Genomic DNA, 14,730 nt, shown 5'->3' on the forward strand with positions numbered 1-14,730 from the left:
TTATTTTACCAATGAAAGTACGCTAAGCCTAGCACTGGTATAGGCCCTAACACGGCTGTTAGTGCCCACAACATAATATTCATATTCATAGGAATATGGAATACTTCTGTAGCCACTGCATAGGTAATCATACCTAAAAAGACATTTATCGCCACTCGTTTGATGGTGAACCAAGCTACTTTGATAATCACCCAAGCTACAACAATGGCTACTACTGCTTGCAATATGTAATCCATCATTACCTCATTTCTTGACGATGTAATACAGCCCCGCTCAAAGTCACCTCATCAGCATATTCAATATCTCCACCTACAGGAATGCCTCGGGCAATACGAGTAACTTTAATACCCGTAGGTTGCAATAATCGAGCAATGTATAGCGCCGTTGCTTCCCCTTCTACATCAGGGTCTGTAGCGATGATGACCTCTTGCACTGTATTATCTTGAAGGCGCAACATAAGTTCTTTTAAGCGAATGTCTTCCACGCCTACCCCATCAATAGGAGACAAAGCCCCCTCTAACACGTGGTATAACCCTTTATAGTCACCACTGCGTTCGATAGCGATGACATCCCGCGATGTTTCCACCACACAAATCATCGATCGGTCCCGTTTAGAGCTAGCACAAAACTCACAAGGATCTTGAGCAGATAAATTAAAACATTGGGAACATCTATGTGTGGCTTCTTTCGCTGCAAGAATGGTTTCTACTAAGCGTTGTACATCTTCTGCATCGGCCTCAATGAGATGATATGCTAATCGTCTAGCCGATTTAGCACCTACCCCTGGAAGGCGACGCAACTCTTCTACTAATCGTTCTAAAGGATTTGTCATATTAGAACATACCTGGCATTCCAGGAAGTTTTAAGTTTCCTGTGACAGCGCCTAATTTTTTCTCTGCCACTTCTTTTGCTTTGCGATTTGCTTCATTCACAGCTGCTAAGATTAAATCTTCCAATGCTTCCACATCTTCTGGATCGACTGCAGCAGGAGCAATTTTAATGGACAACACTTCTTGTTCTCCGTTCATTGTTACGGATACAGCACCACCACCGATAGATGCTTCCACTACGGTGTTTTTAATTTCTTCTTGCGCTTTTTCCATATCCTTTTGCATTTTTTGAACTTTTTTTAACATACCTTGCATATTACCGCCACCAAACATAGTGAACCTCCTTAACTATTAGACAAATCGTCTACTTCTTTAACATAAATATCATACCCACTGGCCTCCATATGCTGCAATGCATCATAGAGTAGGGGCTCTTGTTTTTCTTCATCACTGGCCTCTGCTGAAGACCACTTCGGCAACTTCCGAATCTCCTCTATGCCTTCTTCTGAAAGCATGCCATCTCCTTTTGCTTGATAGTATGGATTTAATACTTCCTCTGGATTATCATAGACTGTAAGAAAATCATCAATAATACCATCTACATTAGTAGGGTCACTACCGGCGCCTACCTTTGAATTTGTATTTGTCCCTACATAAGTAGGTTTACTACTCTCAGGCGTTTGCTCTACTTTGGATACAGCTGGTATCTCCTCATGAGATGCAGTCAGTGCCACTTCTTGCGTCACAACTGTCGGTTGTACTATCTCCTCGGGTTCGCTAGAACGTTCCACCACAGGAGCTGTTATCGTTGGTTGTGACTGTCCGCCTTGCTGTGAAGTTCCTCCAAAGGATTTTGCTGCCTCTAAATACACCTGCAGTTTTGGATCCTTCTTATCGATGGCTTTCACCACAATCGGTCGTCCTGTCACTTGTTGGAACGCTTGTTTTCCGCATTCTACATGCTGCTGTTGCACCAAGATAGGACCCGCAATCGGCGTAGGGAACACCAAGATAGCTTGCTCTTGGTCTAAGTACACCAAGGTTCCTTGCTGATAGATAGTGTTTAGCAATCCATAATTCTTACCTCTCAACCATTTTATCACGTTTGCTAAAATCGTGCTATATTCATGAGGACTGACCATTCCCTGTCCTACAGTCGTCTCTTGTGCCGTGTCAAATGTCGTCGTTTTAGGTGTCACCGTTGGAGATGTTTTCTTTCGCAACGGGGGTGGCAATGGACTTTTACCACCAGAGCCAACCACCTTAGCTATACGAGGTGGTGGTAAAGGAGATGTTGCTTTTGCAGAACTAGTTCTCACCGGCGAGACAGATGGCAATAACACATCATCCTCCACTGGATGGGGAATCTCCTCTAGAACACCATCATATACATCCGTATCTGCCACAGGTGGTGCAGATTCAACCACAGGTTTGGCAACTACTACAGGTCGCTGTTCTGCCCACTCATTCAGCTTTTGGAGCAATGCATCTTCTTGACGACTTACAAATTGCTCTATCGTTGTCATACGCCCTTCTAATGTTTGGTACGTACCTCCTCCTAATTGCAATAGCGAAAGTAATCCCATTTCTACAATCACTCGTGGGTTATCTACTTGTTTTGCATTATTTTGTACCGCTTGGAGTACATTGATATAGCGCCCGATCTCCTCCATAGATAACTCATTGGTCTGCGCCAATAATCGCTCTTTATGCGTATCATAGGCTAATAATTCTTCCGCCTCAGGCAATACTTTTGCCACAATCATAGCGCGCAAATGTTCCACTAAAGCCGTTACAATTTGACGAGCATCACGACCCATTTGTAGCGCTTCATCTACAGCTTGCAGTAATGCTGCTCCGTTACCGGCTTTCAATATATCCACCATATCGAGAACCCAAGATTTACTCACTAAGCCAATCATAGTCTCTACTAGAGGAGCTGTAATCATATCCGAGGTCATACCAGAACATTGATCCAGAATACTCAAGGCATCCCGCAAGCCCCCATCTGCATGGACCGCAATAACTTGTGCTGCTGCCGGATCAAGAGAAATGTTACTCTCCTTTGCTACATGCAATAAGTGAGCTGTAATATCTTTAGCTGTAATACGGCGGAACGTATAGCGCTGGCAACGAGATAAAATAGTAACTGGTAACTTCTCAGATTCTGTAGTAGCGAAAATGAACATTACATGGCTCGGCGGTTCCTCGATGGTTTTCAGCAAAGCATTCCACGCTTCATTGGTGAGCATGTGGGCTTCATCGATGATAAACACTTTTTTATGACCTACCACAGGTAAGAAGTTCACCTGTTCTCGCAAGGCACGCACTTCATCAATACCTCGATTGGAAGCCGCATCAATTTCGATCACATCCAAGGCTTGTCCTTGTAACATTTGCTGACACGATTCACAGTGACCGCAAGGTGTGTCTGTAGGCCCCTGTTCACAGTTAATAGCGCGAGCAAATATCTTTGCCATACTCGTTTTACCCGTACCTCTAGGACCAGCAAATAAATAGGCATGGGCCACTTTATCTTCACGAATGGCTCGTTGTAATGTATCCGACACGTGGTGTTGACCCACAACATCGGTAAACTGTTTCGGTCTCCATCGTCTATATAACGCTAAATAACTCATAGCCCCTCCTTTCCCTTAAGATATGAAAAAAAGCAGCTAAGCTAGCTGCTTTACCATAGCACTCGAATCTGACAGCCCTATAGGTTTCCTCGTGGCACAAGAGAGTTACCGCTTAATGCTGCTCCAATCAAGGCCTGACATGGTTCACAGGCTCTCCTTGCACAAGCCCCATAGAACTGTCATATTCCAATGCTATTACCCTATTATTATACATGTTTTCCTTGTCCTATTCAAGGCTTTATACCCCTTTCTCTCATAAAATATGCTATACTTTAAGTATCCTCTTTAAACGAAAGGAGGTGAGTTCATGGAGGTTGATTACGACGCTCTCGTATGGTGGGTTAACTTTCTTACCCCTATTCTGCAAGGATTGATTGTTAATTTTTTAACATATGCAATTCTGAAGTATTATAAGAATAGAAAGTAGAAAGAAAAAAGGACGGCTGCCACCGTCCTTTTTTGAGTTCATGAATGATTTTCTACAACGCTCTCAGAAAGATTCATTCCTTCTGCTCCAAGTATACACCATTCTCTCCTAAAATACAATGGTATTATCCTCTGCGCCCTTCATAAGGATGCAGAATTAGATGACCTTTGGAGTATTCTCCTACATATATATCACTAATAGAATATCCTTGGTCTTGTACTTCTTCTTCCAACCAAGCCATGTCTTTGTCCGCAAGCTCTAGTATATCTGGGTCTACCACTCCGTCCACAATCACTGGGTAGCGAATGATATCATCACCGTTCATGACTAATGTTAATTGCCCGTTTTGCTCGAGTACAGCACGGCGTACATCGCTCACAAGGGTAACCCCTGCACTGCGAAGCTTCAACTGCAAATCACTGCCACGAAGACCACGTTTCAAACATTCACCAACACGAATCTTACCCCGGTCAATAACAATGCTAGGACGTCCATCGATGAGCGTTTTAATCCATCGCACATGAGCGCTAAGAAAACGCAAGCCCATGACCACGATAGTCCACGCGATAAGGACTAGAAAGAATTGCAAGATACCAATACTTTCACTGTAGATAACAGCACCAATAATACCACCTAGTACATAGTTTTGTACCTGATCTAAGGCCGAGTTCGGCGCTAAATTTCCTTTACCCATCAAGTTCATTTGCAAAATGAGGGCTAGGATACCAAGGGCTAGCTTAATAAATACTAATGTATATCCTGTTAACATATTATCATTTATCCTTCTTCACATCTACAATCTTAGGATTACTATTAATCATCTCCACAGGCCGTAAAGAATAACCATCCTTATTCATAGTGAAAGTCACCTCGAAATAAGCTTCCTCAATACTGACAATCATACGATCTTGCACGCGCAATGTATTAACTCGAATCTTATCCTTAGGTACATCGGCACGTTCACTTAAATTATTTAAAAATTGCACCATGTAGCTTGATTCTTCTGCACTATTAATATCACGAGTGTAATCATTAACTTGTAAACCCAATAAAAACACAAGCCCCAATACAATGATAATTCCTAAGTCACGGAACTTAGTATCAAAGCGATTATACATAACTTTTACACCTACTACTAGCAATGCTACTAGCAAAATAGATGTCATAATGTATTGCAACAGAGATGTAAACTCTCCTCGTTGCACCACATAGGCATAGGTATAAAATTCCATAATTACCTCACAGTTCTTACTTTAATGTTTCATTATACTGCGCCCGTTCGCCACCTACAAATTTAGGTCGCACACGAGCCGCCGTTACATGGGCTGCGCCAATTTCTATTACGCTTAAACGCACAGGTACTGCTACATGTTTCAAATGCATGCCGATGAAAGTATCTCCTATATCAATACCTGCATCAGCCTTTACACACTCCACTAACACAGGATCTGACCATGTGGCATAGGCTGTAGTTGCCATAGAACCTCCTGCATGTTGTACAGGCACTACATTTACTTCTTCATAGCCTCTAGCCTCTGCAGCATGACGTTCCATTACCAAGGCCCGATTAAGATGTTCACAGCATTGAATAGCCACATCGAAGCCATATTCACCTTGCACCTCAGACAGAGCTCTAAATAAATCCGATGCCACCTCTAAAGAGGAGTCCTTACCGATATGTCCACCACGTACTTCACTAGTGGAGCATCCTACTACCAGTAGTTTACCTTCTTGCAGTTTCGCTGTCATAGCCAATTCCGTTATAGCAGATTTCATAGACTCATATAGATTTTCATTCATAGGTGCACCTTCCTTTCCATGAATACGAATAGATTCAAGCAAGTATACCTCTATCCTACCATATTACTTTGTTATAAGTACCGCACATTGGGACACGAAACAGCATTACCGTATGCGATTAGTTAGCCATATGCACCACACGTTGTGGATACGGGATGTCGATGCCCTCTGCATCAAAGCGATCTTTTACTTCAGACATGACGCCATAATAGACTTCTCTAAATTCGTCCGCATTAATCAAAGGATATGCCACAATATTCACAGAGCTATCACCAAATTCTTTGATGCCAATTTCTAATGTATCCATATTATGAACCTTACCTGTGCTCGCAAGAATTTCTTTAATAATTTCAATGGCACGGTGATGGTTCGCATTATAGTTAATACCAAATACAAACGTAATATATCTCGTTTGTTCATAGTTACTATTCATCAAGTTATTAGACGTAATCGCCGAGTTAGGGATGAATACAATACGATTTTCTTTGGTAGCAATGGCTGTGTTAATGAGATGGATAGATTTCACTGAACCTTCTACACCATTTACAGAAATCCAGTCCCCTGCCTTGAACGGTTTGAAAGCCAAGATAATCAAACCAGATGCCAAGTTGGACATATTATTTTGTAAGGCTAAACCAATAGCGATACCAAAGGCACCAAAAGCGGCTAAAAAGTTATTCGTCGGGAATCCCACTAAGGACAAAGCTGATAGCACGACTACGGACAAAATAGTGTAGTAAATAATTTGAGACGCAAAGCTGCGCACCGTTTGATCATAACTGGCACGGCTCATCAACTGTACTGCCACACGTCTTACGAATAGAGCAATATAACGACCTACTATTAATACAACAATGGCCAAGATAATACTCGGTAAATATTCAATCAATAAGGATTGCATTTGATTAACAAAGGAAATACTTTCCTCCACATGTTCCGCCACTTTTTCAGCACCCGCCGCTGTAGCTGTAGCAATTTTTTCTTCTGCTAATAACATACATTACTCCTTTCCTTTATCTATGTTGTCATTGCGTAACTCATAGCGTAAGGATATGAGTTTTCCATAGTATTAGCTTCTATTATATCCATGAAACAAAACTTGTCAATAAAGTATACAACGAGATTTTTATCAAATGTGATAGCTACTGCTATAAGGGTATTCTCTACATTTACTATAGCCCCATTTTGTCCTATTTCAAAATTTTTAACAACTTTAAAATTCAATAAGCCAAGTATTTAACTAGGTTCACCCCTATTAAAACCAACTCATTTTGTCCTATAGCCGCAAAAAAACTATACAATCAAGAAATATAGGGTAGTTGATATGCCTATCAACTACCCTATATCCTAATTGTTTATGAACTATATCTCTTATTTAACTAAGATGAAAGTTACATTAATCGGACCATGTACACCAACGACACGAACTAACTCGATATCTGCAGTATTGGATGGACCAGAGATGTGAACCACATTTGTAGGGAACTTAGCTGGATCATTACGATAGATTTTCGCTAATTCTGCCATCGTTTGTGTCATACGTGGATGAATTGTATCTTCACGCAATACAGAAATATGCGTTAAAGGCAATAAGCCCAAGGAACGACCAGATTCTTCTGTACTTGGTTGGATTACTGTTGCTGTTTCTGCAATCCCCAAGATTGGGAATGTAATACCAATATTAGAATCCTTCGCCACATTGATGTTCGCTTCACGACCTTTCGTAGCATCCCATTGATAGAATGTAGCTTGGTCTTCCCCTAATTGTTGGAATGCAGCTTCTAAACCATATGTTTCTACTTCTGCAGATTTAGGGTACACAACACTGCCGCCACCACGAGCAACGATTTCATCTACCAAAGCTTGGCCTACTTGAGATGCGTCCACTTCGATTAATTTAGTACCCAAGCGTTCTGCTTCTGTTTTAAACATCTGTACTACTTGCTCATGGCTAAGGTCAGAATACATAGTCTCTTGAGGGCCTTTTGAAAAATCAAAAGGTGTTACAGATGTAGGAATTGAGTCACGGCCTAACGCACGAGATAGGCGACCTAAAAAGGCTTGTTTTTTTGCTTGATCCATTTTATTTCTCCTTTCCCTTTTGTGCTACGTGTTTCGCATATTCATCACGGAATTTACTCATTTTGAGCAAGCCCATGTCTTTTGCTTTCACCCAGCCACCAACTACTGGCAATACTTTCGTCCAATCTGCCATATGTCCATTGTTACTCATTAATTTCATGCCGATAGCACCCATTTTAGTACCCATATCGAACAAGAAAGAATTCGCAAATACACCTGCCACTGTGTGGAAGATACTGCGTTCAAGAGCTGGACGCATTTGTAATTTATCAGCAATCACTTGACGATGTTTCAACAATAATTCATGCAACGGAATTTTTACTGGGCAATGTTCCCAACATTCGCCGCACAATGTGGACGCGTAAGGAAGATCGCCAGCTTCTTCATAACCAACCAATAATGGAGTTAATACAGCACCCATTGGACCTGGATAGATAGAGCCATAACCATGACCTGTAATATGACGATATACTGGGCAAATGTTCATGCAAGCACCGCAACGGATACAACGTAACATTTCTTCAAAATCGCCACCTAAAATACCAGAACGGCGGTTATCGATGATAACGATGTGTAATTCTTCTGGACCATCTGCTTCCCCTTCACGAGCAGGACCTGTGATCATGGAGAAGTAGTTAGAAATTTTAGCACCTACAGAGGAACGAATCAACATTTCCATCATGACATCCAAAGAGGCAAAGTCTGGCACCAAACGTTCCATACCCATCAATGCAATTTGCGTTTTAGGCATGGAGCTTGCCATACGACCATTACCTTCGTTAGATACGATAGTAATAGTACCAGTTTCAGCTACGCCGAAGTTACATCCAGTGAAACCAACATCTGCACGCAAGAAACGATCACGAATATAGCGACGTACAAAACGAGTCATTTCTTCTGGATTTTCAGTGCCTTCATAACCTAATTTTTTAGCAAATGTATCACGAATACGGTTACGCTCGAAGTGCAAGGCAGGTACTACGATATGAGATGGAGGATCGAAGTCCGCTGTTTGCAAAATAAATTCTGCCAAGTCAGTTTCATTTACTTCGATGCCGGCTTCAATTAATTCATGGTTCAAACCGATTTCTTCAGATACCATGGTTTTGGATTTAACAACCATTTTTGCTTCTTTTGCACGAAGCACTTCCATGCAAATCGCTGTCGCTTCTTTATCATCAGCCGCAAAGTGCACATGGGCACCTGCTTTTTCAGCATTTTCCGCAAATTGGTTTAAATAGTAATCCAAGTTAGCCAACACATGGTCACGCAAATCAGCGGACTCTTGACGGAACTCTTCCCATTCCGCAACTTGATCTACTACAGCTTTACGTTTTTCATAAAATACATCCTGTGCTGTTTGAATGGCTTTCACTTTGAAGTCATTAGCAAGCACATCGTTAACGCGTGTCTTAAACGGACGTGTATCGTATAAAATATTACTCATGGTGACTCCTCCTATCGACTATTCAACAATTCCGCAATGTGCATCACACGGATATGGCGATCAATTTCGCCTTCTTTGTAAAGTCGATCTAACATACCTTCAATATTCATCAAGCAAGCCATATCGGAACCTGCTACAATGTTAGCGCCAGAATCAGCGATATTCAACGCTTTTTCTTTTGTCATAACAGCGGAAATTTCAGGATTTTTTACTGTGAAAGTACCACCAAATCCACAACAACGCTCAGCACGATGCAATGGTAAATATTCTAAACCTTGAATACCTGCTAATAATTTCATAGGTTGTTCTTTGATTTCCATCAAGCGTGTTACGTGGCAAGATTTATGGTATGTCACTTTGTCATTAAAGCGAGCACCCACATCAGTTACCCCTAATACGTCAACGATGAATTGTGTGAACTCATAAATTTTAGAGCTCAATCTTTCAGCTCGTGCTAACCATTCTGGTTCATCTTTTAAAATATGATGATACTCATCGCGAATAGCGAACGCACAAGATCCAGACATGCTCACTACATAATCAGCATTTTCGAATTGTTCAATTGTGTTTTTGATAGCTCCTTTTGCAGCTTCGTTATAACCAGAGTTAACAAACATCTGACCACAGCACACTTGCTTCTTAGGAACTGTTAATTCGCAGCCAAGGTTTTCAAGAACCTTTACACCTGCCATGCCTACATGAGGGTAGAACATATCAATCAAACATTGTTGAAATAAATGAATTTTCATTTTTTCACATCCTCAACTTTAAAGTAAACTACTATCACTTGATTGGCAAAATGCAACAATCGTATTCCATCTATGTACTATTTAGAACAATCTAGTCTAAATAGTTTTTTGATGATTTTATTATATAGTAAATTTTCTGTAATTACAAAAGACTTGCAATATTAGCAAGAAGCCATTTTTATGCCTATTTGCTATTCATTATCAATCGGCCAGTTTGTAGCAAAAATCACACGTTTTCCCTAGTCGTATCAAGCCTTATAGCATCAAGGCTTGTATAATTTTTATGTATTTTAATACATATCAAATCTTCTATTAAAACACACATGTCTTTTCATTCGTTAATTCCTACCCAAAATTAGTTCTATAACCAAAACTCATAATAGAAATAACTATCAATGTATAATTCAACTTTTTCTATAGTAAATTCATTGATAAATATCACTCTTTTCGCATGGAGCGAATCTTTCAAATATGGTATGATAAACATACTAGAACACAATTCGATTCTCTATATCTGGAGGTCTTTTTATGAAACGTATAATAACAGCATTTTTTTTAACTACATTTCCTATAATACTAGCCCAAGCACAAGCTCCAACCTCACTCTCCACCAGTGCGCTTCCTGTGGCACCTAATACATTTACCTACTCACAGCCCAACAGTATTCCTACTTTTGATCGAATCCAAAAATATCGTTTTACCGATGTACCAACTAATTTTTGGGCCTTTGAGTCGATTACAAAAATGACAAAGGAAGGTCTCATGAGTGGCTATCGTAATGGTACATTCAAGCCGAATGATCCCTTATCTCGTGAAGAGGCTGCCTCCTTATTCAGCAAGATGCTCGGTGATACGCCTTCCATCATGTTAGCTAGCTCTTTCTCAGACATCACCTCTGATCGTTGGTCCTCCTTAGCCATTGAAAGCGTCGCAAGGGCTAATATCATCAGTGGCTATGGCGATTCTACCTATCGTCCAGAACAGTATATGTCTCGCCAAGAGTTTGCCGTTGTGGCAGATAAGTTTTTACACTACCAAGGATACCGAACAGAAGACCCTACTGCATTAGATACAATTCACTTTAGCGATCAAAAATTCATTGCTCCATGGGCGCAATCTTCGGTACGTGAATTAGCTCTATTTGGATTTATCAACTACAGCACAACCGGTTTGTTCAATCCTGAAAAATATGTAACACGGGCAGAAGCTGCAGAAATTACCTATCGTTTACTCTTCTCCAAAGAATCGACTGCTATTCAACACACTATTCAGCAACAGCAAATGGAAGAAACCGCACGAGGTCTGATCAAAAAAACATTTGGTGAAAACTATGATTTCCACAACCGTGGAGCCATGTTCTGGCGTGACGGCAAGTTAGTCATTTCCTTCACCTCTTCTAGTGATGTGAAAGCCATTACTGCAGAAACGGCTTACATCAAAGATAAAAACTTCTTAGATAATCACATCATTACAACAGGTACCTATAGCTTAGGGGACTTCGATAATTTACAAACCGATGCAGCCTACTTGTATCGTCAGTTGGAACCCCATGGTACTATCCTAGCTGTAACACCTACACCAAATGTAGATGGATTAATTTTAACCGTAGACAAATTACATGCTACGACACAAACAGCGTTTATGAAAAAATTTGGCAAGAAAATCCAGCTCAAAACTAATTCCTAAGCATGCATTAATTAGCAATGCACTAGAGCAGCTAGCTCTAATACAACATGCCATATCTAATGTAAAGCCATATTATTATTTTTATATTTTCATGATGGCACATAGAAAAAGAGGAACGTTGATACGATTTGATCAACGTTCCTCTTTTATCGTTAACATGTATTATATTCCTAAGACTACATGGCGATGTCATTATATCTTGATTATTTATATAATTTAAGTGCTCACACTTCTTATGTTTCTACCTATTAGCATCTATCTAACAAGTTACAGACTCTAAATTTAACGTGAATACCTCTGCAGCAGGTCCTGTCATATACACTGTTCCGTCCTCATCATAGTCGATGTGCAAAGTACCAAGGTATAATTCCACATCTACAGAGCGACCAGTAAGACCTTTTTCATGAGCCATAACAGCACTAGAGCAAGAGCCTGTACCACATGCCAATGTTGCCCCTGCACCACGTTCCCAAGTGCGGACTTTCACGGTATTTTCATCCACTACTTGTACAAAGTTTACATTCGTCCCTCTTGGGAAAAGTGGATGTTTTTCAATCTTTGGCCCTAATACTGTCAACGGAACTGTCGTTACATCTTCTACGAACACTTCTGTATGCGGCACCCCTAACAACACAGAACTCACCACATAGGATTTGCCATCTACATCAATGGTATAGTCAATCACTTTGCCTGCTTCTATCTCCATGGGAATATCCTTTGCTGGGAAAGTCGGTTTGCCCATGTTTACTTTCACCAGTTTAGCCACCCCATCCTCTGCAATAATAGTAGGTGTCATAATACCTGCTAGCGTTTCTACCGTGAATACTTCTTTGTCAATAATCTTGCGGTCGTACGCATACTTCGCAAAGCAACGAATACCATTGCCACACATTTCCGCTTCACTACCATCAGAATTAATAATGCGCATGCGCACATCCGCTACCTTAGAAGGCATGACAATAACAAGACCATCTGCGCCGATACCTGTATGACGATCACAAAGACGTTGTGCCATACCTGTCACATCAAATTGGCTTGTACCATCATCGAAGAAAACGATAAAATCATTTCCTAAACCATGCATTTTTGTTATTTTCATACGTATCTCCTCATCTGTATTATCTAATCTCTATCCGCACAGAGCGGATATTTAATTTATCGCAAAATATAGTCTTTACTTTTATACATTTTGATGAAAACCACCTTAGACTACTATAATTTATTTGTCATTTATATTACCATGAATATAGGAAAAATAATAGGTACGTTTTCCTAAGCAGTATTAGGTTAATCATATATTGGAGGTGATTTTACTATGCTTCCTGAAGAACGTTATTCTGCTATTTTACGACGCTTGAAACAAAATCGTGTAGTTACCGTACATGAACTGGTAAGAGCTTTGTCTTCTTCAGCGCCCACAATACGCAGAGATTTAGCCTATCTCCACAACAAAGGTTTATTACAAAAGGTTCACGGTGGTGCTGCGAGCCTCACAATCGATCATACAACAACGGACATTGATATGGTTCCTAAATCTGTCATGTACCGTGATGCGAAAGAATCTATTGCTCTAGCTGCTTCTGAGCTTGTGAGCTCCTCTGGGTTCATCTTTATCGATGCGGGCAGTACAACAGAAATGGTATTACACTATCTACAGCATACGAATGCAACCTTTGTAACAAATGGCATTCACCATGCTACACACTTGGCATCACGTCATTTGAAAGTCATCTTATTAGGTGGCGCTGTAAATCCCATTTCCTCATCAATCGTCGGTAGCGTAGCCCTTAATCAATTGGAATCGTATAACTTTACTCAAGGGTTCTTTGGCACCCATGGTATTAGTTTTAAATCAGGCTTTACTACAGAAGATCCTCTTGATGCGTCTGTGAAAGAAAAAGCATTACAAAAATGTCACAATGCCTTCGTCTTAGCAGATCCATCCAAGTTTGATCGCATTTCATCTGTAACCTTTGCCTCCATTGATAAAGCGTCTATTATTACTACGAAATTACCTAATGAATTATATCGGAACTATGCAAATATTCAAGAAGTTGATCATCATCGTTAATACAAAAGCTGTCATCCATTGGTCTCTCCCCCATATTGTATGACAGCTTTTTTGTAATCTATGAATCATTGTTTATCTATGCATTTATTTTATACTTCAACATCTATCTTTTTCGATGTATTTGCGTTATAATATACATTATATTTTTTTAGTTTGTAAGTTTTGAAATGGAGATTAGTATGAGTTTTTTCAAAGATTTTAAAGACTTTGCCATGCGCGGTAACGTAGTAGATTTAGCTGTGGGCGTTATCATTGGTGCCGCTTTTGGTAAAATTGTTACTTCTTTAGTAAATGATGTGGTTATGCCGCCTATCGGTTTATTATTAGGTGGTGTAGACTTTTCCAATTTATTTATTCCTTTAACTACTAGTGGTGCTCCTACTACCTTGGCAGAAGCAAAAGCAGCTGGTATCCCTGTACTAGCCTATGGTCTTTTCTTGAATACAGTGTTTGAATTCCTTATCATTGCTTTCTGTATTTTCGCAATTATCAGCCAAATCAAGCGTTTTACACCTGCAGAAGCGCCGGTTGAAGTCCGTAAATGCGACTATTGCCGTGAAACAATTGCTGACGATGCAACACGCTGTCCACATTGCACAGCTGAATTGGCTATCAAAGAATGATAGGTTCAACAACTCCTAGCTTCTATCTTTTTGAATTTTAACTTCATACAATATTAATAGGAAAGGACTGACACAAGTGTCAGTCCTTTACCTATAATTAGTATTATGTGAAATGCATAATGCATGATCACAACAAACCTAGCATATACTTTTATTATGTATATTGCTTTTCAAATATAGCATAACTAGATATTTAAAATCAAGTTTTAAAATATTCATTTCGCAAATGCCAATAAATCCATTAATACAAGGGGTTCTCGACTCTTGAAATCGGTTGATGACATCGTTATAAACACATGTAATCTAGACAATATATAAAATAATTATCATCTTGATTCTTTCCTATATTTATAAGTATAATACACGAAATATAGAT

Annotated in this window: 15 protein-coding genes and 1 other RNA gene; 3 read left to right on the forward strand and 13 right to left on the reverse strand. The window is 40.0% G+C overall.

Features of this window, described 5'->3' with window-relative positions; genetic code table 11:
* Nucleotides 1-5 precede the first annotated feature (5 nt).
* From EO127_RS06550 to EO127_RS06605, 12 genes are all read right to left on the reverse strand, one after another.
* Nucleotides 6-239: a hypothetical protein gene (locus tag EO127_RS06550; protein WP_371412863.1), complete on the reverse strand. Its 234-nt coding sequence runs from the start codon at nucleotides 237-239 to the stop codon at nucleotides 6-8.
* Nucleotides 239-832 (reverse strand): recombination mediator RecR, encoded by a 594-nt coding sequence (gene recR / locus EO127_RS06555; RefSeq protein ID WP_009353178.1) that lies wholly within the window; start codon nucleotides 830-832, stop codon nucleotides 239-241. Before recR ends, EO127_RS06550 begins: the two co-directional genes overlap by 1 nt.
* Nucleotide 833: 1 nt before the next feature.
* Nucleotides 834-1,163, reverse strand: coding sequence for a YbaB/EbfC family nucleoid-associated protein (locus EO127_RS06560; RefSeq protein WP_009353175.1), 330 nt, complete (start codon nucleotides 1,161-1,163; stop codon nucleotides 834-836).
* A gap of 11 nt (nucleotides 1,164-1,174) precedes the next feature.
* Nucleotides 1,175-3,469 carry a DNA polymerase III subunit gamma/tau gene (gene dnaX, locus EO127_RS06565; RefSeq protein WP_127448653.1) on the reverse strand — a complete coding sequence of 765 codons (2,295 nt, stop codon included), beginning with the start codon at nucleotides 3,467-3,469 and terminating at the stop codon, nucleotides 1,175-1,177.
* Between the two features lie 55 nt (nucleotides 3,470-3,524).
* Nucleotides 3,525-3,665, reverse strand: an RNA gene (ffs, locus tag EO127_RS06570) — signal recognition particle sRNA large type.
* A 355-nt stretch (nucleotides 3,666-4,020) separates the two neighbouring features.
* Nucleotides 4,021-4,665 carry a DUF421 domain-containing protein gene (locus EO127_RS06575; protein WP_127448654.1) on the reverse strand — a complete coding sequence of 215 codons (645 nt, stop codon included), beginning with the start codon at nucleotides 4,663-4,665 and terminating at the stop codon, nucleotides 4,021-4,023.
* A gap of 4 nt (nucleotides 4,666-4,669) precedes the next feature.
* Entirely contained in the window at nucleotides 4,670-5,128 is a 459-nt protein-coding gene (locus EO127_RS06580) for a DUF3290 family protein (protein ID WP_127448655.1), read from the reverse strand.
* 16 nt (nucleotides 5,129-5,144) lie between these two features.
* Nucleotides 5,145-5,696, reverse strand: coding sequence for a TIGR01440 family protein (locus tag EO127_RS06585; RefSeq protein WP_127448656.1), 552 nt, complete (start codon nucleotides 5,694-5,696; stop codon nucleotides 5,145-5,147).
* A 118-nt stretch (nucleotides 5,697-5,814) separates the two neighbouring features.
* On the reverse strand, nucleotides 5,815-6,693 hold the full coding sequence (locus tag EO127_RS06590; protein ID WP_127448657.1) for a mechanosensitive ion channel family protein: 879 nt from the start codon (nucleotides 6,691-6,693) through the stop codon (nucleotides 5,815-5,817).
* A gap of 374 nt (nucleotides 6,694-7,067) precedes the next feature.
* Nucleotides 7,068-7,778, reverse strand: coding sequence for a lactate utilization protein C (locus tag EO127_RS06595; protein ID WP_009353186.1), 711 nt, complete (start codon nucleotides 7,776-7,778; stop codon nucleotides 7,068-7,070).
* A 1-nt stretch (nucleotide 7,779) separates the two neighbouring features.
* Complete coding sequence (locus tag EO127_RS06600; RefSeq protein WP_127069084.1) at nucleotides 7,780-9,225, reverse strand: LutB/LldF family L-lactate oxidation iron-sulfur protein; 1,446 nt, start codon at nucleotides 9,223-9,225, stop codon at nucleotides 7,780-7,782.
* Between the two features lie 11 nt (nucleotides 9,226-9,236).
* Complete coding sequence (locus tag EO127_RS06605) at nucleotides 9,237-9,974, reverse strand: (Fe-S)-binding protein (RefSeq protein WP_127069083.1); 738 nt, start codon at nucleotides 9,972-9,974, stop codon at nucleotides 9,237-9,239.
* Between the two features lie 528 nt (nucleotides 9,975-10,502).
* Between EO127_RS06605 and EO127_RS06610 the strand changes: the two genes are divergently transcribed.
* Nucleotides 10,503-11,660 (forward strand): S-layer homology domain-containing protein, encoded by a 1,158-nt coding sequence (locus EO127_RS06610; RefSeq protein ID WP_127448658.1) that lies wholly within the window; start codon nucleotides 10,503-10,505, stop codon nucleotides 11,658-11,660.
* Between the two features lie 259 nt (nucleotides 11,661-11,919).
* Here the strand turns inward: EO127_RS06610 and dapF are convergent, their stop codons facing one another.
* Complete coding sequence (dapF, locus tag EO127_RS06615; RefSeq protein ID WP_127448659.1) at nucleotides 11,920-12,759, reverse strand: diaminopimelate epimerase; 840 nt, start codon at nucleotides 12,757-12,759, stop codon at nucleotides 11,920-11,922.
* A gap of 216 nt (nucleotides 12,760-12,975) precedes the next feature.
* Here dapF and EO127_RS06620 point away from each other — a divergent pair, with 216 nt between their 5' ends.
* Together EO127_RS06620 and mscL are read left to right on the forward strand one after the other, a co-directional pair.
* Entirely contained in the window at nucleotides 12,976-13,731 is a 756-nt protein-coding gene (locus tag EO127_RS06620) for a DeoR/GlpR family DNA-binding transcription regulator (protein WP_127448660.1), read from the forward strand.
* Nucleotides 13,732-13,910: 179 nt separating this feature from the next.
* On the forward strand, nucleotides 13,911-14,354 hold the full coding sequence (gene mscL, locus EO127_RS06625) for a large-conductance mechanosensitive channel protein MscL (RefSeq protein WP_127448661.1): 444 nt from the start codon (nucleotides 13,911-13,913) through the stop codon (nucleotides 14,352-14,354).
* The last annotated feature ends 376 nt before the right edge of the window (nucleotides 14,355-14,730 follow it).

The sequence above is a fragment of the Veillonella sp. 3310 genome (assembly GCF_003999875.1).
Taxonomy (GTDB): domain Bacteria; phylum Bacillota; class Negativicutes; order Veillonellales; family Veillonellaceae; genus F0422.

What these genes read in the sequence shown, in the direction of transcription:
- EO127_RS06610 (WP_127448658.1), top strand. Translation starts at nt 10,503, where the DNA reads ATGAAACGTATAATAACAGCATTTTTTTTAACTACATTTCCTATAATA.
- EO127_RS06560 (WP_009353175.1), bottom strand. Translation starts at nt 1,163, where the DNA reads ATGTTTGGTGGCGGTAATATGCAAGGTATGTTAAAAAAAGTTCAAAAA.
- dnaX (WP_127448653.1), bottom strand. Translation starts at nt 3,469, where the DNA reads ATGAGTTATTTAGCGTTATATAGACGATGGAGACCGAAACAGTTTACC.
- EO127_RS06585 (WP_127448656.1), bottom strand. Translation starts at nt 5,696, where the DNA reads ATGAATGAAAATCTATATGAGTCTATGAAATCTGCTATAACGGAATTG.
- EO127_RS06575 (WP_127448654.1), bottom strand. Translation starts at nt 4,665, where the DNA reads ATGTTAACAGGATATACATTAGTATTTATTAAGCTAGCCCTTGGTATC.
- EO127_RS06600 (WP_127069084.1), bottom strand. Translation starts at nt 9,225, where the DNA reads ATGAGTAATATTTTATACGATACACGTCCGTTTAAGACACGCGTTAAC.
- EO127_RS06580 (WP_127448655.1), bottom strand. Translation starts at nt 5,128, where the DNA reads ATGGAATTTTATACCTATGCCTATGTGGTGCAACGAGGAGAGTTTACA.
- EO127_RS06550 (WP_371412863.1), bottom strand. Translation starts at nt 239, where the DNA reads ATGATGGATTACATATTGCAAGCAGTAGTAGCCATTGTTGTAGCTTGG.
- EO127_RS06590 (WP_127448657.1), bottom strand. Translation starts at nt 6,693, where the DNA reads ATGTTATTAGCAGAAGAAAAAATTGCTACAGCTACAGCGGCGGGTGCT.
- EO127_RS06605 (WP_127069083.1), bottom strand. Translation starts at nt 9,974, where the DNA reads ATGAAAATTCATTTATTTCAACAATGTTTGATTGATATGTTCTACCCT.
- EO127_RS06620 (WP_127448660.1), top strand. Translation starts at nt 12,976, where the DNA reads ATGCTTCCTGAAGAACGTTATTCTGCTATTTTACGACGCTTGAAACAA.
- recR (WP_009353178.1), bottom strand. Translation starts at nt 832, where the DNA reads ATGACAAATCCTTTAGAACGATTAGTAGAAGAGTTGCGTCGCCTTCCA.
- EO127_RS06595 (WP_009353186.1), bottom strand. Translation starts at nt 7,778, where the DNA reads ATGGATCAAGCAAAAAAACAAGCCTTTTTAGGTCGCCTATCTCGTGCG.
- dapF (WP_127448659.1), bottom strand. Translation starts at nt 12,759, where the DNA reads ATGAAAATAACAAAAATGCATGGTTTAGGAAATGATTTTATCGTTTTC.
- mscL (WP_127448661.1), top strand. Translation starts at nt 13,911, where the DNA reads ATGAGTTTTTTCAAAGATTTTAAAGACTTTGCCATGCGCGGTAACGTA.